A 21,641-nucleotide genomic window follows, 5' to 3' on the forward strand; every position below is an offset into this window, starting at 1 on the left:
GGGCAACAGGTACTGGGGGAAGACTTAGACAGAGCTGAAAATAGGTTGAAAACCTCCTGAGAAGGTGTTTATCATCAACTCTATAAGTGCTTAGCTATGCCTTGCCTATATAATAGGGGTGGTCGAGCACCTAATCCGGAGGTTGCACGACCTTTGGAGAAGTATCATCAACACATCATCGAGGATTACCATGACTTCTTCGCCCAAGCCCTCACGCAAGCTGCTCGCCGTCGCCAGCGCCCTCTCCGTCGTCGCAGGATCGATGACCATGATTCCCGCATCTTTTGCGGCTAACGGCAATTCCTCCCTGCCCGCAGCATCCAGCGCACAGAACTCTAATGACGAGTGCCGTCATTTTAGCGTAAGCGCTACCCAGTATCAGGGTCTGCCCGGCCAGTACCAGCTGGCTTACGCACCGGCTACCTCTACCCTGTTCACTTCCTTCTCCTCCGGCCGTCCTCCGATCCTGACCGGCGGTTTGGGCTCCTGGAATGTCTCCTCCGCACCGAGCCTTGCATCGGTCTACCAGTTCCCGACCGTGGACTTCACCCCTCGCGGAGCCACCGAACCCTCGGGTAAGCAGATTGCATCCCCCTACGGTGTCGGCTATGACGAGGCTACCGGTTACGTGTGGGTGGCTCAGACTCGTAACAGCACCGTATCCGTGGTGGATCCCTCGACCAAGAAGGTGATCTGGACCAGCGCAGAAGGCGAAGTTGATCATCCTCGTGAGGTGCGCATCGACTCCGCAACCGGTAAAGCTTTTGTTTCCGGCTCCGGCGGCATTAGCGTCTTCGACACCACCCAGCACACCCTGGTCAAGAAGATCGAATTCACCAATGCCAAGGGCGAACCTGACACCGCAATGAACATGCACGTAGACTCCGCTGATGGCAAGGTCTACGTCCCTACCCTGAGCGCAGGCACCCTGAAGGTAATTAATGGCAAGACTCTCGAGGTTGAGAAGACCATTGAGCTACACAAGGACAGCGCAGATATCGCTCTGAACGCCTCGGACGTCACTATCGACAAGTCCCTGAAGGAAATCTACGTAAGCTCTCAGGGCGACCGAAAGACCGGGGCCAACTCCGGTGTAACCGTCTACGATCTGGAGACCGGCGCATATAAGAAGTCCATTCCCTTCGGTAAGCAGGCTCTTGCCATCACCTCTGACGAAGCTCGTGACCTGCTCTACGTTACCGATTACGGTACCGGCAACGTGGGCGTGATTGATGCGCGTACCGGCACCGTTGTCTCCGAAGTCTCCACCGGCGCTACTAGCGGCGCAAATGACGTGCTGGTTACTCCCGATGGCTCGGCCTACGCCTTGGCTCGAAGCACCGAGGACGCCTCCCCGATCGAGACCAACTACACCATCGACCCGGCTACCGGTGAATACCGAACCTCCAGCACCGAACCCAAGGGCAAGGACAACGCCGACAGCCCGATTACTCCCGGCGTCATGGTGAAGCTCAATACCACCATCGAGACCACCGCAAAGTCTGCCTCGCAGGCCTCTTCTGAGGAACTGGTGAAGACCTACACCGACGGCGCCAAGCTGTACACCACCAAGGATTGGACCAAGGGCGAGACCCTGAAGCTGCGCGGTGAGGGCTTCAAGACCCAGGACGGCAAGGGCTCCGTTGTTGCCGTCAAACTGAACAAGGGTAAGATCAGCGCTAAGGAAGAGCCGAAGCTCAACGGCAAGGAAGGCAACAGCGCGGGCGTGTGGGCCTACATTCAGGCCGATGAGAACGGTAACTTCACCGCCGAGCTGCCCTACCCCACCACCGCTAACTCCAGCCTGAAGGACGATCTGAATACCGGTGACCAGATTTCCGTGGCTCTGCTCTCCGGTTCGATGGTTGAGAATGACACCCCGCGTGGTGGTGAGGCCCTGAAGGCAACCGTCACCGAGCAGAAGGCCGCAGACACCACCTGCGCAACCGTCGAAACCTCCAAGGTTGCTGCTGCTCCTTCCGGTGTGACCACTCAGTACCCTGCGGGTACTCCGCTGACCACCGCCAAGAACGATGAGCCTACCCCCGCCCCGAGTGATTCGGCTAAGCCTGAGCCGACTACTCCGGCCCCGAGTGATTCGGCTAAGCCTGAGCCCTCCACCCCCGCACCGAGCGATTCGGCCACTTCGAACGAGGTTGTACACGAGTACAAGGATGGCGCTAAGGTTTACTTCCCCAAGACTTGGGAAGGCGAGAAGCTGACCTTCCGCGGTGAAGGCTTCAAGACCAAGGACGGCAAGGGATCGGTTATCGCAGTCAAGCTGAACAAGGGCACCATCTCAGCCAAGGAAGAGCCGAAGCTGGAGGGTGCAGAAGCTAACAGCTCGGGCGTGTGGGCCTACATCAAGGCCGACGAGAACGGTAACTTCACCGCGACTATCGATCGTCCGACCGTTGCCAACTCCAACCTGAAGGAAGAGCTCAAGACCGGTGATAAGGTAGCTATTTATCTGCTCTCCGGCTCCCTGACCGAGAACGATAACGCACGTGGCGGCATGGCCGTCGAGTACACCTTCACGACCGAAAACCAGCCGAAGAAGGATGAAGCTAAGGACGCCCCCGTGAACCCCTCGGCTCCTGAGTCCTCCGCACCGGCCGAGTCGAAGGATCAGGCCAAGGACCAGTCCAAGGCTCCTGCAGATTCCCTGAAGCCCTCGGCCCAGGAGAAGGGCAACAGCGCTTCGAAGACCTCCGCTTCTTCGTCGCAGAACACCTCTTCTTCTAACGGCTCGAACTCTTCGAAGTCCTCGAAGTCTTCGCTGGCTAACACCGGTGCCTCCGGCGTCTTGATTGCATCTGGCCTGGGTGCCCTGGCTCTGGTCGCGGGTGCCGGTATTCTGGTGGCTCGTCGCCGCAAGGCATAAACGTCGATGAAGCCATGCGGTCTTCCCAGCGCTGTTCTGGGGAGCAGGAGCATGCTTCCATAATCGGTTTGCGTAAACCGTAAAATAGCCCAGGGGCGGTTCCCTTCCTTATGAAGGGAGCCGCCCCTGGGCTATGCCTGGAGGAATGTCTCGGGCAAAAAGAAAACCCGCACCGAAGTGCGGGCTTAATGGTCAAAGCGAGGTTCGGTCCCTAGACAAACGGATTAGCGAGGAAAAAGGGACCCAAGAAATCTGTCCGATAAGGACCGAACCTCTTGTTTGACGCATGCGTCTCTTCTATTATGGTACATCTCGCTAAATTTCGCACCTTCAGCGGGAGTTTTTGGCAAAAAACTTGGTTTTTGAAAAAATCACCCTAAATTTCTAAACTTTTTGGCCGATTTTTGCAGAAACTCGATATCCCGGGCCGTTATCTGAAGAAATGTTACGAAATCACTGCCGGATTCCCCACCGTTCTTCTGTGGCTACAGCCGATGTAGAAGAGGTGGCTCTCAAGCTTGGGTTCCCCGCAAGGCCATGGTTTTCGGAAACCTTTGGAAATGCGTGGGCTCACCGGGCCGCAGACGACCCGAGGTCGTTTATCCCCGCGGTCACGTCCTCCACAGCGTATGATGTAGAGCAACATTGCGAGGTATAAGACCCATGCTGCCTCTCATCTTGCGGCTGTGGTACTTGAGCTGCACATATCTGTTCCCCCTACACACAGACCTTCGGAGGAAGAATGTCCCAGTCGAATAACGAAACACAGCAGGGAGTCTCAGGTGCTCGCCAGATCGTGGAGCGACAGCCCGGACTAGCCGGGCAATATCAGGTTGCTTACAACCCCGAACGGGATGTTCTCTTCGTGACCGGTAGCTTCAACCACACCAAGACCCATGGCACCCTGTGCGCCACTCTTGCACGCCTGAATGCCCACACCTTGGAGACTGAACTCACCGCGTATCTGCCCGTGGTCGAGGACCATAACCCTGGCCAGGAAGGCCTCTACCAAATTCAGGCCGCCTATGGGGTGGCCCTCGACAATCAACGCGGTCTGGTATGGACCGGAGGAACCCGAACCCAAACGGTCACCGCGTACTCTCAGGATGACCTTTCGCTCGTGTGGGATTCACGCTCCGAGGATATTGAGATGCTCACCCCGCGCGAGCTCTATGTGGCTCCTGACGGATCTGTACTCGTGACCGGTGCCGGCGGTTACCAGGTTATTTCTACTGCTAACGATAAGGGGGAGCGCACCGTCAGCCCCCTGCGGGATTTTGGTCCCGCAATGCTACTCGGTCCCATCGCCGATGAGGAAAGCGGCCTGCTGTATGTCCCGAATATTATCAAGGACGAAATCTGGGTTATCGATCTGAAGACCTGGGAGCGGGTTAATGTTTTTCCCGTGCGGGGTGGTCAGGATGCTGAAACCTCCGTTATGGTACACGGCGCGGAGATTGACCCCGCCCGCGGGGAGCTTTATATTTCGGCACAGGGAGCTGAAAGCAAGAACTCCGGCCTGTACATTCTGAGCCTGGAGGGCGAACAGCTGGCTTATATTCCCTTTGGCCGGATGCCCACCGATATTCTCTTCGATTCGAAGCGTCATCTGCTCTACGTCGCGGACTTTGGCGGTAAGGGAGAGCCCTCCATCGCCGGTGGTGGCACCATCACGGTGATCAACTCTTTGACCCGAGAAGTTGTTGAGACGATTCAAGTAGCTCCTACCCGCATCAATCATCAGGTGCTGCTCTCCGACGGCTCGGTAATCGCTATCGACAAGGCCGGAGACTATCCCGCGGCTATCGTACCCTACGTGCTGGATGCTTGTAGCGGTCAGTATTACGAGTCGAAGAACGAATCACGCCCCGGAGAAGAACTGAACTCTATCGTTCGCGATGGGTTGGCTCGTGTGCGTGTTACGGTGGAATAGTCGGAGGACTCAGAGGGCTCTGGCTCGTTGAACCTTGGGGACAGCCCGTGTTTTCCAGTGGGGGAGAGGCCGAGATGTTAGCGCGAATAGCGCTCGCGATGCGTAGAAAATAGGCCGGATGCGCGGTGTATTTAAAGTATCCTCGGCAAGCCTGTCACGGGATATATCAAAAAGTAGTAAAATATAAATATCTACCACCTTTGTTTGACACATTGCGCGGTAGATTTCTCGAGGCCCCTTCAGTTTCTTATGCGTCAGGAACTACACGAAGGGGCCTCCTGCTTTAACTGTCTAATAAGGAGTTCACCCCCTCTAGGCCCGATGCATGGGCGGAAGATGTCTGCAATGATGCGGTAAGACTGGGGTAAGACAGGCGCAGAAGAGACGGTAATCATGTTTGTGAAACCCTTGCAATGCCCGAGTGGTTCCTGTAGAGTATTAAGACTGTGCGGCTGTATCCAAATAGCCGCGCAACCACGGGCTTCTCGTGCCAGTGCATAATGCCGCTAATTACGGGTGGATACGCCCGCTTCACGCGGGTCCAAATGCTTCTGGCATGGGTTTGCCCCAGGCGTTTCCGCTAACCCCTTCCCTAGAGCTGGGGCCCGGGGCGTCAACCAATCCCGTAAAAATGTTCCGCAAGGCTGGCTCACACCTCAAGTGAGTCGGAACCGGCGAGACGACAGGAGAAATATGATTCAGCAGGAGTCGCGACTGAAGGTCGCCGACAACACTGGTGCGAAGGAAATCCTGACCATCCGTGTTCTCGGTGGTTCCTCGCGTCGCTACGCAGGCATCGGCGACATCATTGTCGCAACCGTCAAGGATGCAATCCCCGGCGGTACCGTAAAGAAGGGTGACGTTGTCAAGGCAGTCGTCGTCCGCACCAAGAAGGAAACCCGTCGTCCCGACGGCTCCTACATCAAGTTCGACGAGAACTCCGCAGTGATCCTGAAGAACACTGATGGTGATCCCCGTGGTACCCGTATCTTCGGCCCCGTGGGTCGTGAGCTTCGCGACAAGAAGTTCATGAAGATCGTTTCGCTGGCTCCGGAGGTGCTCTAATTCATGGCTAAGATCAAGTCCGGCGACCTGGTTCAGGTTATTTCCGGTGCAGATAAGGGCAAGCAGGGCAAGGTTCTGAAGGTTCTCCCCAAGGAAAACCGCGTGATTGTTGAGGGCGTTAAGGTCGTCACCAAGCACACCAAGGCTAACCCCCTGACCGGCGCAGCAGGCGGCATTCAGAAGGTTGAGGCACCGATCCACGTTTCCAACGTTGCGATTGTTGACCCCGAGACCAAGAAGCCGACCCGTGTTGGTTTCCGCCTCGAGACTGTAGAGCGTGACGGCAAGGAGCGCACCGTTCGCGTGCGCGTTGCTAAGCGTTCGGGTAAGGACATCTAATGACCGAAACCAAGATCACCCCCCGCTTCAAGACCAAGTACGCTGAGGTCGTCGTTCCCGCTCTGCAGGAAGAGTTCAAGTACGAGAACGTCATGCAGACCCCGAAGATCGTTAAGGTCGTCGTAAACATGGGTGTTGGCGAGGCAGCTCGCGACGCAAAGCTCATGGATGGCGCTATTCGCGATCTCACCGCAATCACCGGTCAGAAGCCGATTGTTACCCGCGCTAAGAAGTCCATCGCACAGTTCAAGCTGCGCGAAGGTATGCCCATCGGTGCACACGTCACCCTGCGTGGCGACCGCATGTGGGAATTCCTGGACCGCCTCGTCACCCTGGCACTGCCCCGAATCCGCGACTTCCGCGGCCTCTCGGATCGCCAGTTCGACGGTAACGGTAACTACACCTTCGGTCTGACCGAGCAGTCCATGTTCCACGAAATCGATCAGGACTCGATCGACCGCGTGCGTGGTATGGACATCACCGTGGTGACCTCCGCGAAGACCGACGACGAGGGCCGTGCCATTCTGAAGGCACTGGGCTTCCCGTTCAAGACCAAGTAACGACTACGTTGTAGGTCCAGACCCCGTTACCGCGGGGTAGGGAAACCACAACGAGGAAGGGCACAAGCCCACAATGACTATGACTGATCCGGTCGCAGATATGCTGACCCGTTTGCGCAACGCAAACTCCGCATACCACGACACCGTATCCATGCCCTACTCCAAGCTGAAGTCTCGCATCGCCGAGATCCTGAAGGCTGAGGGTTACATCGCCGACGTTAAGGTTGAGGATGCAAAGGTCGGCAAGACCCTGACCCTCGTCCTCAAGTACGGTCCGTCCCGCGAGCGTTCCATCGCTGGCGTGCGTCGTATTTCCAAGCCGGGCCTGCGTACCTACGCAAAGTCCACCAACCTGCCCCAGGTTCTGGGTGGCCTCGGCATCGCAATCCTGTCCACCTCTTCGGGTCTGCTGACTGACAAGCAGGCTGCGAAGAAGGGTGTGGGCGGCGAAGTCATCGCTTACATCTGGTAGTCGGTTAGAAGAGAAAGGAAGAGAATAATGTCACGTATTGGACGTCTCCCCATCTCGGTTCCCGCCGGCGTTGAGGTTAAGGTCGATGGCAACCTGGTCACCGTTAAGGGCGCAAAGGGCGAGCTCTCCCACAAGGTTGCTTCCCCCATCACTGTCGCTCTGAACGACAACGAGATCGTCGTGTCTCGTCCCAACGACGAGCGCCTGTCTCGCTCGCTGCACGGTCTGACTCGTACCCTGATTCAGAACCTGATCATCGGCGTGACCTCCGGCTTCGAGAAGAAGCTGGAAATCGTCGGTACCGGTTACCGTGTGACCCCGAAGGGTAACGACCTGGAGTTCGCTCTGGGCTACTCCCACCCGATCAACATCACCGCTCCCGAGGGTATTACCTTCGCAGTGGAGGGTGCTAACAAGCTGACCGTGTCGGGTATCGACAAGCAGCTCGTTGGTCAGGTTGCAGCAAACATTCGTGGTCTGCGTAAGCCCGATCCCTACAAGGGCAAGGGTGTTCGCTACGCAGGTGAGCACATCCGCCGCAAGGTCGGAAAGGCTGGTAAGTAAACATGGCTATCAAGTCGAAGGCAGCGCAGCGTGCACGTCGTCACGCTCGCATCCGCAAGTACGTTTCGGGTACCGCTGCGCGTCCGCGCCTGTGCGTCACCCGTTCGACCCGTCACATGTTCGTTCAGGTTATCGACGATGTCAAGGGCGTGACCCTGGCATCCGCTTCCACCATGGAAGCAGAGCTGCGTGCAGCTGACCTGGACAAGACCGCTAAGGCAAAGCGCGTTGGTGAGCTCGTTGCAGAGCGCGCCAAGGCAGCAGGTGTTGAGGCAGTCGTGTTCGACCGCGGTGGTAACAAGTACCACGGCCGTGTTGCAGCCGTTGCTGACGGTGCACGCGAAGGGGGTCTTGCACTCTAATGAGCGAGCAGAACGTAAAGGAAACTCAGGTGAGCGAAGCAGTAGTAGCTGAAACCGCTGAGACCTCCAACCAGCGCGAGGAGCGCCGCAACAACCGCGGCGAGCGTCGTGGCCGTGGCGAGCGCCGCAACAACCGCGCTCGCGAGGAGGAGAAGGACAAGTACATCGAGCGCGTTGTGACCATCAACCGCGTTTCCAAGGTCGTCAAGGGTGGTCGTCGCTTCAGCTTCACCGCACTGGTCGTCGTTGGTGACGGTAACGGCCTGGTCGGCGTTGGCTACGGTAAGGCTAAGGAAGTCCCCGCAGCAATCTCCAAGGGTGTCGAGGAAGCAAAGAAGAACTTCTTCCGCGTTCCCCGCATCGAGAACCGCACCATCCCGCACCGCGTGCAGGGTGAGGCAGCTGCAGGCGTTGTGATGCTCCGTCCGGCAACCGCTGGTACCGGTGTTATCGCAGGTGGCCCCGTGCGTGCAGTACTCGAGTGCGCAGGCATTCACGATGTGCTGTCCAAGTCGCTCGGTTCCTCGAACCAGATCAACATCGTTCACGCAACCGTTGCAGCACTCAAGCAGCTTGAGGAGCCCCTGGCAGTGGCAGCCCGCCGTGGCCTGCCCACCGACGAGGTTATCCCCAGCTACCTGCGCAACACCAAGTCTGAGAAGGCAGGTGCGTAGTAATGGCCAAGCGTATTCAGCCCAGCGACGCAAAGCTGGAAATCACCCAGGTCAAGTCCTATGTTGGTCAGAAGCAGAACATGCGTGAAACCCTCCGTTCCCTGGGCCTCAAGCGCCCCGGTAACAAGGTTGTTCGCACTGCTGACCCCGTCACCGTTGGCATGGTTAACACCGTTGCTCACCTGGTGAAGGTTGAGGAGGTCAAGTAAAGATGGCAGAAGCTATCAAGATTCACGATCTGCGCCCGGCACCGGGTGCCCACAAGGCAAAGACCCGCGTTGGCCGCGGTGAAGGCTCCAAGGGTAAGACCGCAGGTCGCGGTACCAAGGGTACCAAGGCACGCTACCAGGTTCGTGCAGGCTTCGAAGGCGGCCAGCTGCCGCTGCACATGCGCCTGCCGAAGCTGCGCGGTTTCAAGAACCCCTTCCGCACCGAGTACCAGGTTGTTAACCTGGACCGCATCCAGGAGCTGTTCCCCAACGGTGGCGATGTCACCGTTGAGGCACTGGTTGCCAAGGGCGCCGTTCGCAAGAACGAGCTCGTGAAGGTTCTGGGCAACGGCGAAATCTCCGTCAAGGTGAACGTTGTTGTCGACAAGGCATCGGCTTCCGCTATCGAGAAGATCGAGGCCGCTGGCGGTTCCGTAACCGTTAAGTAGTCTTAGCTACTGAAAGCCCCCGCTCGGATGATTCGAGCGGGGGCTTTTGCGTAAAAAGTTATTCTGACGGTTCTATATATCTGTTTTGGTATATATCGATAGGTTGTTTGAAGGCCCTTTGACAGTGCGTGAGAGGTAAAAATCACGCTAGAAGAATATAAAACATACATATTCTCGTGAGAAGTTATCTTTCATCCGCCCAAACACGATAGACTGGAAGATGTGTTTACTGCGCCCTAAAACTCTTTGAGGGGAGGGGCGCCCCATAGATTTACAGGAGGACATGTGCTGAGCGCAGTGGGGAGAGTCTTTAAGACTGCCGATTTGCGGCGTAAGCTGCTGTTTACCCTGGCAATGATTGTGCTGTACCGTTTGGGTACCTTTATCCCCGCACCGGGTGTTTCCTATGGAAACGTGCAACAGTGTCTTGAATCCAACACTACCAGTGGCGGAGTCTACGATATTGTGAACCTCTTCAGCGGTGGCGCCCTGCTGCAGCTGTCAATCTTTGCCCTCGGCGTGATGCCGTACATTACTGCATCCATTATCATTCAGCTGCTGCGCGTGGTCATCCCGCGATTCCAGGAGCTGCATGAAGAGGGTGCCCAGGGTCAGGCAAAGCTAACGCAGTACACCCGTTACCTCACCATCGCTCTCGCACTGCTGAACGCTACCACCATCGTCTCGATGGCGCGCTCCGGCGTTCTGCTGGGTAACTGCCCCGGCATCATCCCCCAGGACGACGTGATGCACATTCTGCTCATCATCGTCACCCTGTGCGCCGGTACCACCGTCATCATGTGGATGGGCGAGCAGATTACCGAGCGCGGCGTGGGCAACGGTATGTCCTTGCTGATTTTCACCTCTATCGCCTCCTCCTTCCCGAATGCTTTGGGCTCCATCCAGAGGACCCACGGTTGGGGTATTTTCGCAGCGGTCTGCGGTATCGGCCTCGTCGTGATGCTTGCCGTGGTGTACGTGGAGCAATCGGTTCGCCGTATCCCCGTGCAGTACGCCAAGCGTATGATTGGTCGTCGCACCATTGGCGGAACCAGCACCTACATTCCGCTGAAGGTCAATATGGCCGGTGTGATTCCGCTGATTTTTGCCTCCTCCCTGTTGACCCTGCCCGGTCTGCTGGCTCAGTTCAACACCCCTACCGACGGCTCAACCCCGCCGGACTGGGTGAACTGGATTAACGCATACCTGGTGCGTGGCGATCACCCGCTGTACATCGTTCTCTACTTCTTCATGATTATCGGCTTCGCCTACTTCTACGTGGCGGTTACCTTTGATCCGGTTGAGGTCGCGGACAACATGAAGAAGTACGGCGGTTTCATCCCCGGTATTCGTGCGGGCAAGCCGACCGAGCGTTACCTCAGCTACGTGCTTAACCGCATCACCCTGCCCGGTGCGCTGTACCTGGGCGTCATCTCCATGATTCCCCTCGTTGCGCTGATTCTGTTCAACGCAAACCAGAACTTCCCGTTCGGCGGCGCGTCGCTGCTGATCGTGGTGGGTGTTGGTCTTGATACTCTCAAGCAGATTAACGCCCAGCTCCAACAACGAAACTACGAAGGATTGCTCCGATGAACCGTCTGCTCATCGTTGGCCCTCCCGGTGCCGGTAAGGGCACCCAGGCCGTCAAGATTGCTGAAGCGCTGAAGATTCCCGCCATCTCCACTGGCGATATCTTCCGCAAGAACATTAAGGAAGAGACCGAGCTCGGTAAGGAAGCGAAGTCGTACATCGACTCCGGCAACCTGGTTCCCGACTCTGTCACCAACAACATGGTGCGTGCCCGCCTCGATGAGGGCGACGTCTCCAACGGATTCCTGCTGGATGGCTACCCCCGCAACACCGCACAGGTGCACGAGCTCGACTCCATCCTGGAAGCCAAGGGCGAGAAGATCGACCGCGTTCTGCTGCTGGTGGCCGACAACGACGAGCTGGTCGAGCGTCTGCTCAACCGCGCCGCTGAGCAGGGTCGCACCGATGACAACGAAGAGGTCATCCGTCACCGCCTGAAGGTCTATGAGGAAGAGACCGCACCGCTGATCGCGATTTACCGTGAGCGCGGTATCGTCAAGGAAGTGAACGGCCTGGGCGAAATCGCCGAGGTGACCGAGCGCATCCTCGACGCACTGAAGTAACCCTCTGCTGTACCCCCGCGATTGTGGTGCCTGATGCATCACAAAGACTTGCGGGGGTACAGTGCTGTCTGTAGAGTTCTAAGCTTGGGCGTGTAGCCCCCCCAACCCAGAAGGAGCCGTATCGTGGCACGAGTCGAAATCAAAACCAACGCACAGCTTCAGCAGATGGCCCGTGCCGGAGTCATCACCAGCCGCGCCCTCGATGCGGCTGTCGCTGCCGCGCGCCCCGGCGTGACTACGGCCGAGGTGAACGCGGCCTTCGAGCGCACCATGCTGGAACTGGGAGGAACCTCCAACTTCTACGGGTACTACGACTACCCGGCTACCGTATGCACCTCCGTCAACTACGAGGTGGTGCACGGAATCCCCGGCGACTATGTTCTGAAGGACGGCGATATCCTTTCGATTGACGGTGGCGCATATGTGATTGACCCCGCCACCAACCGTCAGTGGCACGGCGATTCTGCACGCACCGTACTGATCGGCAACGCGAGCGAAGCCCGCGCCGAGCTGTCCGCCGTTACCCGCGAAGCCATGTGGCACGGTATCGCCGCACTGGCCACGGCAAAGAAGGTCGGTGAAATCGGCCTGGCTATCGAAGCATACGTTACCGAAGAATACGGCGATAAGTACGGCATTATTGAAGACTACGTGGGCCATGGTATCGGTTCGCAGATGCACATGGCTCCGGATGTGCTGAACTACGCCGTGCGCGACTTGGGCCCCCGAATTAAGCCCGGTATGGCTTTCGCTATTGAGCCGATGCTTGTCACCGGGTCCATTGAAACTAAGGTCCTTTCTGATGATTGGACTGTTGTGACCGTTGACGGATCCGATGCCTGCCAGTGGGAACACTCGGTTGCCGTGCACAGCGAAGGTATCTGGGTTCTGACTGCAGAAGACGGTGGCGCAAGCGAGCTGGCCCGTTTCGGCATCACCCCCGTGTCCATCCCCGCCTAATACAGTCGCCAGTGGGAAGTAGCCCACGCGACGCATCCCAAGCATCAACCACACAGGAAGAAGCTCCATGAGCGAAACTCTTACCGGGTGCGAGAAAACCGAGCCTACCTCGACGAAGGTACCGGTCGAAATCTCCACCACCCGCCCCAAGCCCGGGCAGATTACCCTCAAGGCCCCGCGCCGCACGAAACCGCCGAAGCATATTGCGGATTTCGACATGGCCGGCCGCCGTGAATTTCTGAAGGAACTGGGTTACCAGCCCTTCCGTGCGTCCCAGCTATCGAAGCACTACTTTGAGCGTTTGGTGACCGACCCCGCCGAGATGACGGATCTGCCCGCCAAGGAACGCGAGCAGATGGTCGCGCAGGCCATGCCCCGACTGCTGACTCCGGTACGCACGCTGGAAGCAGACGGTGGGGATACCATCAAGGTCGTGCACCGCCTCTTTGACGGTGCGCTCATTGAGTCCGTGATTATGCGCTATGACAACCGCGTGACCATGTGCATCTCCTCGCAGGCTGGCTGCGGTATGAACTGCCCCTTCTGTGCAACCGGCCAGCAGGGTTTGACCCGTAACCTCTCTACTGCAGAAATTGTGGAGCAGGTCGTAGCTGGTGCCCGATATCTGAAGCAGATGAAGGGCCTGGAAGAAGCAGAAGGCGGTTCTGAGGATACCCGTCCGCTGCGTGTTTCCAACATTGTCTTCATGGGCATGGGCGAGGCGCTCGCTAACTACAAGTCGACGATGGGGGCCATTCACCGCCTGATTGATCCGGCTCCGGAGGGCCTGGGTATCTCGGCGCGCGGTCTGACCATGTCGACCGTGGGCCTGGTTCCGGGTATCCGCAAGTTCGAGATGGAGAAGCTGCCCATCACTCTGGCGCTGTCTCTGCACGCGCCGGATGATGAGCTGCGTGACGAGCTGATCCCGATTAACCAGCGCTGGAAGGTCGACGAGACTCTGGACGCCGCCTACGACTACTACCGCACGACCGGTCGTCGCATCTCGATTGAGTACGCGCTGATTCGCGATATTAACGATCAGGGCTGGCGCGCTGATCTGCTGGGCAAGAAACTGGCGCAGCGCGGCCGCGGTTGGGTACACGTGAACCCGATTCCGTTGAACCCGACCCCGGGTTCGAAGTGGACGGCTTCTCGCAAGGGCGTGGAGCAGAACTTCGTGGAGCGCCTGCGTGCCCACGGTATTCCGACGACGATTCGCGATACTCGCGGTTCCGATATTGACGGTGCATGCGGCCAGCTTGCTGCTAAGGAAGAGGAAGAGTAGCAGACGTGTGGACGGGGCGGTGCCCCTCCTCCTTGAAAAATGTCAAGGCGTTTTTCGGGGACTTGCTCGGGAATGAGCCGGGTGAGGGGGGCCGCCCTTCTGTCTTCCGCGGAGTCGTGATATGCGGGATGCTTTACCTCTTGGCATTGCGGGTTAAGTGCCAGATGTCATAAATATCACGGTTGTTTTTAAAGATGATTTGCCGTAGAGTTATGAGTTGGTTGTTTATGCCGGTGTTAAGTGCGCCTTAAAACGCCTGCACCTCACCTCGGTGAGCTCATAAACAGAAGATACATTTGTCCGACGCAACTGCGCCGGGCACCGACGTTAGCGGAGGATATGGCTAAGAAAGACGGCGTCATCGAGATCGAAGGCTCTGTGGTTGAAGCTCTGCCCAACGCGATGTTCCGTGTTGAGCTGGATAACGGCCACAAGGTTCTCGCACACATCTCGGGCAAGATGCGTCAGCACTATATTCGAATCCTGCCTGAGGACCGAGTGGTAGTGGAACTGAGCCCCTACGACCTTTCCCGAGGTCGTATCGTCTACCGTTACAAGTAAACCCGAGATAAACGTCGCCCACCGGCGGCGTTTAAATCGTGTTCAAAGGGATAAATAGTTCCCCAACGTAAGTGAGGGAACCTCTTATCTCGCCAGTAATCAAGTTGCAATCAAAAGGAATGCGATGAAGGTCAAGCCGAGCGTTAAGCCGATCTGCGATAAGTGCAAGGTGATCCGCCGTCACGGTGTGGTCATGGTGATCTGCGAAAACCCGCGCCACAAGCAGCGCCAGGGCTAATCCCTAGCAGCTGACTTCATAACCGCCTACGGGCGGAATTGTCATAGGCACCGCTCCGAAGTAGCGTCCAATGTGGCGACTTCGGATACCTCCGGACTCAGAGGCCGGGGACCGGGACAGAACAACCCGGGCAGTGATGCTAAAGACCTCTGGAAAACAACAAGGAGAAGCCAGTATGGCACGTCTCGCTGGAGTTGATATTCCCCGCGAAAAGCGCGTGGAAGTTGCTCTCACTTACATCTACGGCGTGGGTAAGACCCGTGCACACGAAACCCTCGCTGCTACCGGCGTCAACCCTGACACCCGCGTCAAGGACCTGACCGACCAGGAGCTCGTGGCACTTCGTGACTTCATCGAAGGCAACTACAAGGTTGAAGGTGATCTTCGCCGCGAGGTTGCAGCTGACATTCGCCGCAAGGTCGAAATCGGCTCCTACCAGGGCCTGCGCCACCGCCGCGGCCTGCCGGTTCACGGTCAGCGCACCAAGACCAACGCACGTACCCGTAAGGGCCCGAAGCGTACCGTCGCAGGTAAGAAGAAGTAAGACACGTTGCTCTGTTGGGTATCTCTACCCGACCAACGTATTAGTAAACCTTTGTAGGAGAATCAAAAATGCCTCCCAAGACTCGCGCTGCGGCAGCTCGTAAGACCAACCGCCGCAAGGTTAGCAAGAACATCGTTGCTGGTCAGGCTCACATCAAGTCGACCTTCAACAACACCATCGTCTCCATCACCGATCCCACCGGTGCAGTGATTTCCTGGTCCTCCGCTGGCGACATGGGCTTCAAGGGCTCCCGTAAGTCCACCCCCTACGCCGCTCAGCTGGCTGCCGAGGCCGCTGCAAACCGCGCCAAGGAGCACGGCGTCCGCAAGGTCGACGTCTTCGTCAAGGGCCCCGGTTCCGGTCGCGAAACCGCAATCCGTTCCCTGCAGGCTGCAGGCCTCGAGGTCGGTTCGATTCAGGACGTTACCCCCGTTGCACACAACGGCTGCCGTCCTCCGAAGCGTCGCCGCGTCTAATTAGGTTTCGTCCTAATCCCTCGACGGGTACACTCCACGGAGCGTACCCGGAGAGCACAGACACCCGTCTGCTTCCTAAGATATGTTTTCCCCAACCTGTGGGCTCATATAGCGGAGCTCACCGAAAGGAAACAAAGTGCTCATTGCACAGCGCCCCACTCTGACTGAAGAGGTCGTAGCGCCCAACCGCTCGCGCTTCACCATCGAGCCTCTGGAGCCCGGTTTCGGCTACACCATGGGTAACTCCCTCCGCCGTACTTTGCTGTCCTCCATTCCTGGCGCCGCTGTTACCAGCGTCCGCATCGATGGTGTACTGCACGAGTTCAGCACTGTTCCCGGCGTGACCGAGGACGTCACCGAGATCATCTTGAACATCAAGAAGCTCTCCATCTCTTCTGAGAACGACGAGCCCGTCGTAGCCTACCTGCGCAAGCAGGGCGAAGGTGAACTGACCGCAGGCGACATTGAGGTTCCCGCTGGCGTGGAGATCCACAACCCGGACCTGCACCTGGCAACCCTGAACGCCTCGGCAAACTTCAACGCTGAGCTGGTTATTGAGCGTGGTCGCGGCTACGTGACCGCTGCACAGAACAAGGTCGGCGACGGTGAGATTGGCCGTATTCCGGTTGACTCCATCTACTCTCCGGTTCTGAAGGTCACCTTCAGCGTGAATGCGACCCGTGTTGAGCAGCGCACCGACTTCGACAGCCTGACCCTGGACGTCGAGACCAAGGAAGCCATCGCACCGCGTGACGCTGTTGCCTCTGCCGGCAGCACCCTGGTCGAGCTCTTCGGCCTGGCCCGCGAGCTGAACATTGCTGCTGAGGGTATCGAAGTTGGCCCGTCGCCCGCCGACGAGTCTATGGCCGCCGATCTGGCCCTGCCGATCGAGGACCTGAACATGTCCGTCCGCTCCTACAACTGCCTCAAGCGCGAGGGCATCCACACCGTGGGTGAGCTCGTGACCCGCAGCGAAGCTGACCTGATGGACATCCGTAACTTCGGTGCTAAGTCCATTGACGAGGTTAAGGCAAAGCTCACCGAGCTCGGCCTGGCCCTGAAGGATTCCCCTCCCGGTTTCGAGCCCGCCGCACGCCCGCTTGATGACGAAGACGGTTCCGGCGAATAATTTCGGCCGAATAGTTCACCCGGTTCCACCGGGATCAGTCAAACTTGATTCCCTAAGAGGCTCCGCTGCTGGGGCGTTAGGGAACGCAACTATGGAGATTTAACTATGCCTACTCCCACTAAGGGTCCCCGCCTCGGCGGTTCCCCGACCCACGAGCGCCACATGCTCAACAACCTGTCGGCGCAGCTGTTCCAGCACAAGCGCATCACCACCACCCTGACCAAGGCAAAGCGCCTGCGTCCGGTGGCTGAGCGCTTCATCACCTTCGGTAAGAAGGGCGACCTGGCTGCTCGCCGTCGCGTGCTGCGTTCGATTGCCGACAAGTCCGTCGTGCACGAGCTCTTCACCGTCATTGCTCCCGCAATGGCAGAGCGCCCCGGTGGTTACACCCGCATCATCAAGATCGGTAACCGCAAGGGTGACAACGCTCCCATGGCTGTCATCGAGCTCGTGATGGAGCCCGTAGCATCCAAGGGCGCCGTTGCCGAGGCAACCAAGGTTGCTGAGAAGGCAGCAGAGGCTCCCAAGGCTGAGGCCCCCAAGGCTGAGGCTGCTGAGGGCCAGCCCGCCGGTTCCCACGCACCCCTGGAGTCCGGCGAGGCTCCCGAGGGCTTCGAGGTTAAGGGTAACGCCGACTCCATGAAGTACCACGTGCCCGGTTCCCGCTGGTACTCCAGCACCAAGGCTGAGATCTGGTTCGACTCCGCTGAGTCTGCAGAGGCTGCAGGTTACGCCCCCGCCGGTGGCGCAGCAGCTCAGAAGGTGTCCGAGTAATTCGGATTCCTCTGACGTAGGCCTAGCCTAAATATTGCCGATCCGCCGTCCGCTTCTGCGGGCGGCGGATCGGCGTATCTACATCTGACCGAAGCATCATGGAGCTACTTCCACGAACGTACCGACCGTCGAAAGGCATTTATGCTCAACGTATCAGAGGGCGTACCCAAAAATAGTTCCGTCGAAAGGCCCCTGGTGGCTGCACATCGCGTGCGCATTGATTGTGCCTACGACGGTTCGCTCTTCAGCGGCTGGGCGGCTCAGCCACACCTGGTTACTGTACAGGGTGTGCTCGAGAGCGCGCTGGAGCTTATTCTGCGTAGCCCGCATCGTGTGGTGGTTGCAGGTCGTACTGACGCCGGAGTGCATGCTGAGGCGCAGACCGTACACTGCGACTTGACCGAGGCTGATTGGGATCGTCTGAAGGGACGTACCGGGGATGACGACCCGGCCCCCGCGCTGGCACGCCGCCTGCAGGGTGCTCTGCGGCGTTGCCTCTACGACGCGGAGGAACACCTCGGCCTTCCGAAAAACCTGGCCGGTATTCTGCAGGGGGCGATTCAGGTGCACTCGGTAAGCGAGGTGCCTTTCGAATTTGACGCACGTTTTTCAGCCACGGGCCGCCGCTACGTGTACCGCATTGCTGACGGGAGCGCTAACGGCGTGAACCCCCTGCACCGCACCTACACCTGGGCTGTTACCGAGCCGCTGGATTGTAGGCAGCTCAACGAGGCCGCAACCCAGCTACTGGGCCTGCGAGATTTCCTTTCTTTCTGCAAACCGCGCGAGGGCGCGACCACGATTCGTGAGCTACGGGAGCTGAGCTTTAGCCGCAACGATAGCGGGATCATCGAGGTGCGGGTAGTTGCCGACGCTTTTTGCCACCACATGGTGCGTTCCCTCGTCGGCGCCCTGGTACTGTACGGTACGGGTAGGCGCGATGCGGCTTGGCTGCGTGAGCGGATTGAGAATCCCGGGCGCGAGGCGTCGCTGACTCTGGCACCTCCGCATGCCTTGGCTCTGGCGGAGATTTACTACCCGCATCCCGAGCTTTACGGAACGCAGGCTGAGAGGGCTCGCTCTCGTCGTGAGGAAAGTGAGCTGACCTAGCAATGACGTTCAACGCAGGGGAGGGAAAGAGAGGGAGAGGGACCTTCACCTGGCCGCCGGGCCCTAAGCACCTCCATTCGAATTACACGGATGGAATTTAAAACGTGTTTTAAGCCAAAAACCCCGATTTTTAAGGTGAAGGCGGTGGATTAAGGCCGTCCCGTCCTGTATAGTCTTGATATGTTGTGCGTGTTCTACCCGAGCGCGCTCTAACCGCTGTCTAGTTGCAGGACGTTAAGGCGGTCTAGAGTACGGGCAGAACGGGCGGCAGCTCGGTCCTCACCCGGGTGTTCGTCATGCACGTAAGTAAAAGGCGCGATACCCAACTAAGCGCCGTATGTACATTTCGAGACAAAGGCCAATATTTTGCGCACTTATACTCCTAAGCCCGGCGAAGTCGAGCGCCAGTGGCACGTCATTGACGCCACCGACGTTGTTCTCGGCCGCCTCGCAAGCCAGACCGCTATCCTGCTGCGCGGTAAGCACAAGCCGACTTTTGCTCCCCACGTTGACACCGGTGACTTCGTTATCATCGTGAACGCTGAGAAGGTCACCCTGACCGGTGCAAAGCTCGAGCAGAAGCGTGCATACCGCCACTCGGGTTACCCCGGCGGTCTGAAGTCCGTGAACTACGCAGAGCTGCTTGAGACCAACCCCGTTCGCGCGGTTGAGAAGGCTGTCAAGGGCATGCTGCCCAAGAACAAGCTTGCTGCACAGCAGCTCAAGAAGCTGAAGGTCTACGCTGGCCCCGAGCACCCGCACGCGGCACAGCAGCCCAAGACCTACGAATTCAACCAGGTCGCCCAGTAATTCGGGCCTACGAGAAACAATAGGAGAAATCGTGGCTCAGAACGAAGAGCTGATCGTAGTCGAGGAAGAGCTGACCAGCTACACCTCGGAGTCCGCTGCTCCCGCAGCGGCTAAGGCAGCACGCCCGGCCCTGACTGTTGCAGGCGCAGCAGTTGGTCGCCGCAAGGAAGCAGTGGCACGCGTTCGCGTTGTGCCCGGTTCCGGCAACTGGACCATCAACGGCCGTAGCCTGGACGACTACTTCCCCAACAAGCTGCACCAGCAGGACGTCAACCAGCCCTTCAAGCTCCTCGAGCTTGAGGGCGCATACGACGTCATCGCACGCATCAACGGTGGTGGCCCCTCCGGCCAGGCAGGTGCTCTGCGCCTGGGTATCGCTCGTGCACTGAACGAGATCGACCGCGAGAACAACCGCCCCGCACTGAAGAAGGCTGGCTACCTGACCCGTGACGCACGCGTCATTGAGCGTAAGAAGGCTGGTCTTAAGAAGGCACGCAAGGCTTCGCAGTTCTCCAAGCGTTAATCGCTGGTTTTCACGAAGCGTTACGCCCCGTCTCTCCCTAGAGAGCGGGGCGTTTTGCGTACCCGGATTGAACTCTGAGAACTGGGGGAGGAACTGGGGTCTCGTCTGCTCCACCGAGAGCTCTCGGACGATTTCCTCTCTAGGGTATAGGGTGCCCCTAACTGTTACGTTTGTTCATCGAAGAGCACACCGGTAGAGTTAAAGAGTCAAAGCAGACAGGAAGAAAAGAGTACTCATGGCAGAGCAGAATCCCTCCACCCAGCCCGAAGAGAAGGCAGTGGAGGCTCCTCAGACTGAATCCCACCACCATGCCGCTGAAGGCGCACACGCACACACCGGTTCTGAGAAGAAACAAGCCATCAAGGAAGCCCTGAAGCCCCAGGCACGCCGCACCTCCGTTGTCGAGGACTACTCGGCAGAGCTGGACGAAATGGCTTCCCTTACCCGCGCCCTCGGCAAGGACAAGAAGGACGACGAAACCTCGCAGGCATGGAAGAAGGGCTACCCCTACGACACCAAGCTCAGCCGTAAGGCATACGAGAAGGAAAAGCGCGCCCTGCAGATTGAGCTGCTGAAGCTGCAGCTCTGGGCGAAGTCCACCGGTCAAAAGATTCTGATTATCTTCGAAGGCCGCGACGCAGCAGGTAAGGGCGGCTCCATCAAGCGCTTCACCGAGCACCTGAACCCCCGTGGCGCTCGCGTTGTGGCGCTGGAGAAGCCGACCGACATCGAGCAGACCCAGTGGTACTTCCAGCGTTACATCAAGCACCTGCCCTCCGGCGGCGAAATCGTCCTGATGGACCGCTCCTGGTACAACCGTGCCGGTGTTGAGCGCGTGATGGGTTACTGCACCCAGGCACAGTACTTCGAATTTATGCGCGAAGTTCCCGACCTGGAGCGTATGCTGGTGAACTCTGGCATCCACATCATCAAGTTCTGGTTCTCCGTCACCCGTGAAGAGCAGCTGGCACGCTTCACCTCTCGCCGTACCGACCCGGTACGCCAGTGGAAGCTTTCCCCCACCGACCTGGCATCCCTGGACAAGTGGGACGACTACACCGCGGCAAAGGAAGCAATGTTCTTCTACACCCACACCGGTGACGCCCCCTGGACCGTTATCAAGTCGAACGACAAGAAGCGCGCACGTCTGGAAGCAATGCGTTACGTGCTCTCCCAGTTCGATTACCCCTCCAAGGACGAGGCAGTCGTGGGCGAGCTCGACTCGCTGATCGTTCGCTCCGCATCGGATGTCTTCGAGGATGAGTCTGGCGACTCGCCCGACGGCTTCCCCGTCGTCAAGTAACCGGCACATCGGTCTAAAAGGCTGAGGTGTTGCCCTCATCGGTGCGAACCTTCGGGAAAGCCTTTAGCCGCAATCCGTACCATACTGCACATAGAATGTCCGTTCCCGTTCTCTCATGGGTCGTGAACGGACATTCTGTTGTGCGGGGAGAGGAAGTAGTTCTTAAGCATCTATCGAGATGACGAAAGGAACTTCCGCTCTAGTTTGGGGCTGAGAAGCAACTACGAACGCACTGAAAATCACTATCTCATCTCGAAAAAA

The 21,641-nt window shown here is 58.2% G+C and carries 25 protein-coding genes; all 25 read left to right on the forward strand.

The features are described 5' to 3' along the window. Positions 1-190: 190 nt before the first annotated feature. A complete protein-coding gene (locus HMPREF2674_RS09615; RefSeq protein ID WP_070824583.1) occupies positions 191-2,884 on the forward strand; it encodes a YncE family protein in 2,694 nt (897 codons plus the stop codon). Positions 2,885-3,626: 742 nt separating this feature from the next. Further along, positions 3,627-4,817: a YncE family protein gene (locus HMPREF2674_RS01065; RefSeq protein ID WP_049331920.1), complete on the forward strand. Its 1,191-nt coding sequence runs from the start codon at positions 3,627-3,629 to the stop codon at positions 4,815-4,817. Positions 4,818-5,510: 693 nt separating this feature from the next. Further along, a complete protein-coding gene (rplN, locus tag HMPREF2674_RS01070) occupies positions 5,511-5,882 on the forward strand; it encodes a 50S ribosomal protein L14 (RefSeq protein WP_005504986.1) in 372 nt (123 codons plus the stop codon). 3 nt (positions 5,883-5,885) lie between these two features. Continuing rightward, entirely contained in the window at positions 5,886-6,221 is a 336-nt protein-coding gene (rplX, locus tag HMPREF2674_RS01075) for a 50S ribosomal protein L24 (protein WP_005504988.1), read from the forward strand. Beyond that, positions 6,221-6,781 carry a 50S ribosomal protein L5 gene (gene rplE, locus HMPREF2674_RS01080; RefSeq protein ID WP_049331923.1) on the forward strand — a complete coding sequence of 187 codons (561 nt, stop codon included), beginning with the start codon at positions 6,221-6,223 and terminating at the stop codon, positions 6,779-6,781. The genes rplX and rplE overlap by 1 nt, the downstream gene beginning before the upstream one ends. A gap of 73 nt (positions 6,782-6,854) precedes the next feature. After that, positions 6,855-7,253: a 30S ribosomal protein S8 gene (rpsH, locus tag HMPREF2674_RS01085; protein WP_049331925.1), complete on the forward strand. Its 399-nt coding sequence runs from the start codon at positions 6,855-6,857 to the stop codon at positions 7,251-7,253. A gap of 27 nt (positions 7,254-7,280) precedes the next feature. Then, complete coding sequence (gene rplF, locus HMPREF2674_RS01090; protein ID WP_049331926.1) at positions 7,281-7,817, forward strand: 50S ribosomal protein L6; 537 nt, start codon at positions 7,281-7,283, stop codon at positions 7,815-7,817. Between the two features lie 2 nt (positions 7,818-7,819). Beyond that, positions 7,820-8,179, forward strand: coding sequence for a 50S ribosomal protein L18 (gene rplR, locus HMPREF2674_RS01095; protein WP_005505006.1), 360 nt, complete (start codon positions 7,820-7,822; stop codon positions 8,177-8,179). A gap of 29 nt (positions 8,180-8,208) precedes the next feature. Further along, on the forward strand, positions 8,209-8,853 hold the full coding sequence (gene rpsE / locus HMPREF2674_RS01100) for a 30S ribosomal protein S5 (protein ID WP_192830492.1): 645 nt from the start codon (positions 8,209-8,211) through the stop codon (positions 8,851-8,853). 2 nt (positions 8,854-8,855) lie between these two features. Further along, on the forward strand, positions 8,856-9,062 hold the full coding sequence (gene rpmD / locus HMPREF2674_RS01105) for a 50S ribosomal protein L30 (RefSeq protein WP_049331928.1): 207 nt from the start codon (positions 8,856-8,858) through the stop codon (positions 9,060-9,062). A 2-nt stretch (positions 9,063-9,064) separates the two neighbouring features. Further along, complete coding sequence (rplO, locus tag HMPREF2674_RS01110) at positions 9,065-9,511, forward strand: 50S ribosomal protein L15 (protein ID WP_005505008.1); 447 nt, start codon at positions 9,065-9,067, stop codon at positions 9,509-9,511. A gap of 285 nt (positions 9,512-9,796) precedes the next feature. Further along, the gene (gene secY / locus HMPREF2674_RS01115; protein ID WP_049331929.1) at positions 9,797-11,104 is read left to right on the forward strand and encodes a preprotein translocase subunit SecY; all 1,308 of its coding nucleotides are present in this window, start codon (positions 9,797-9,799) and stop codon (positions 11,102-11,104) included. Then, entirely contained in the window at positions 11,101-11,664 is a 564-nt protein-coding gene (locus HMPREF2674_RS01120) for an adenylate kinase (protein ID WP_049331931.1), read from the forward strand. The genes secY and HMPREF2674_RS01120 overlap by 4 nt, the downstream gene beginning before the upstream one ends. A gap of 123 nt (positions 11,665-11,787) precedes the next feature. Continuing rightward, positions 11,788-12,624 (forward strand): type I methionyl aminopeptidase, encoded by an 837-nt coding sequence (gene map / locus HMPREF2674_RS01125; protein ID WP_080974911.1) that lies wholly within the window; start codon positions 11,788-11,790, stop codon positions 12,622-12,624. A 67-nt stretch (positions 12,625-12,691) separates the two neighbouring features. Then, positions 12,692-13,912: a dual-specificity RNA methyltransferase RlmN gene (rlmN, locus tag HMPREF2674_RS01130; protein ID WP_049343387.1), complete on the forward strand. Its 1,221-nt coding sequence runs from the start codon at positions 12,692-12,694 to the stop codon at positions 13,910-13,912. Between the two features lie 339 nt (positions 13,913-14,251). Beyond that, positions 14,252-14,473: a translation initiation factor IF-1 gene (gene infA, locus HMPREF2674_RS01135; protein ID WP_005505018.1), complete on the forward strand. Its 222-nt coding sequence runs from the start codon at positions 14,252-14,254 to the stop codon at positions 14,471-14,473. A gap of 124 nt (positions 14,474-14,597) precedes the next feature. Continuing rightward, a complete protein-coding gene (rpmJ, locus tag HMPREF2674_RS01140; RefSeq protein WP_004005257.1) occupies positions 14,598-14,711 on the forward strand; it encodes a 50S ribosomal protein L36 in 114 nt (37 codons plus the stop codon). A 175-nt stretch (positions 14,712-14,886) separates the two neighbouring features. Beyond that, positions 14,887-15,255, forward strand: a complete 369-nt coding sequence (gene rpsM / locus HMPREF2674_RS01145; protein ID WP_005505026.1) for a 30S ribosomal protein S13 — start codon at positions 14,887-14,889, stop codon at positions 15,253-15,255. A gap of 68 nt (positions 15,256-15,323) precedes the next feature. Next, a complete protein-coding gene (gene rpsK / locus HMPREF2674_RS01150; RefSeq protein WP_005505028.1) occupies positions 15,324-15,731 on the forward strand; it encodes a 30S ribosomal protein S11 in 408 nt (135 codons plus the stop codon). Positions 15,732-15,867: 136 nt separating this feature from the next. Further along, positions 15,868-16,860, forward strand: coding sequence for a DNA-directed RNA polymerase subunit alpha (locus HMPREF2674_RS01155; RefSeq protein ID WP_049343386.1), 993 nt, complete (start codon positions 15,868-15,870; stop codon positions 16,858-16,860). 105 nt (positions 16,861-16,965) lie between these two features. Continuing rightward, positions 16,966-17,634, forward strand: coding sequence for a 50S ribosomal protein L17, sunset domain variant (gene rplQ, locus HMPREF2674_RS01160; RefSeq protein ID WP_049331938.1), 669 nt, complete (start codon positions 16,966-16,968; stop codon positions 17,632-17,634). Positions 17,635-17,775: 141 nt separating this feature from the next. Further along, a complete protein-coding gene (truA, locus tag HMPREF2674_RS01165) occupies positions 17,776-18,744 on the forward strand; it encodes a tRNA pseudouridine(38-40) synthase TruA (protein WP_070824584.1) in 969 nt (322 codons plus the stop codon). A 366-nt stretch (positions 18,745-19,110) separates the two neighbouring features. Continuing rightward, entirely contained in the window at positions 19,111-19,554 is a 444-nt protein-coding gene (rplM, locus tag HMPREF2674_RS01170; protein ID WP_070824585.1) for a 50S ribosomal protein L13, read from the forward strand. Between the two features lie 31 nt (positions 19,555-19,585). After that, the gene (rpsI, locus tag HMPREF2674_RS01175) at positions 19,586-20,077 is read left to right on the forward strand and encodes a 30S ribosomal protein S9 (RefSeq protein ID WP_049331941.1); all 492 of its coding nucleotides are present in this window, start codon (positions 19,586-19,588) and stop codon (positions 20,075-20,077) included. Between the two features lie 235 nt (positions 20,078-20,312). Continuing rightward, the gene (gene ppk2, locus HMPREF2674_RS01180) at positions 20,313-21,380 is read left to right on the forward strand and encodes a polyphosphate kinase 2 (protein ID WP_049331943.1); all 1,068 of its coding nucleotides are present in this window, start codon (positions 20,313-20,315) and stop codon (positions 21,378-21,380) included. Positions 21,381-21,641: the final 261 nt, after the last annotated feature.

The sequence above is a fragment of the Rothia sp. HMSC062F03 genome, assembly GCF_001836905.1.
In the GTDB taxonomy this organism is placed as follows: domain Bacteria; phylum Actinomycetota; class Actinomycetes; order Actinomycetales; family Micrococcaceae; genus Rothia; species Rothia mucilaginosa_A.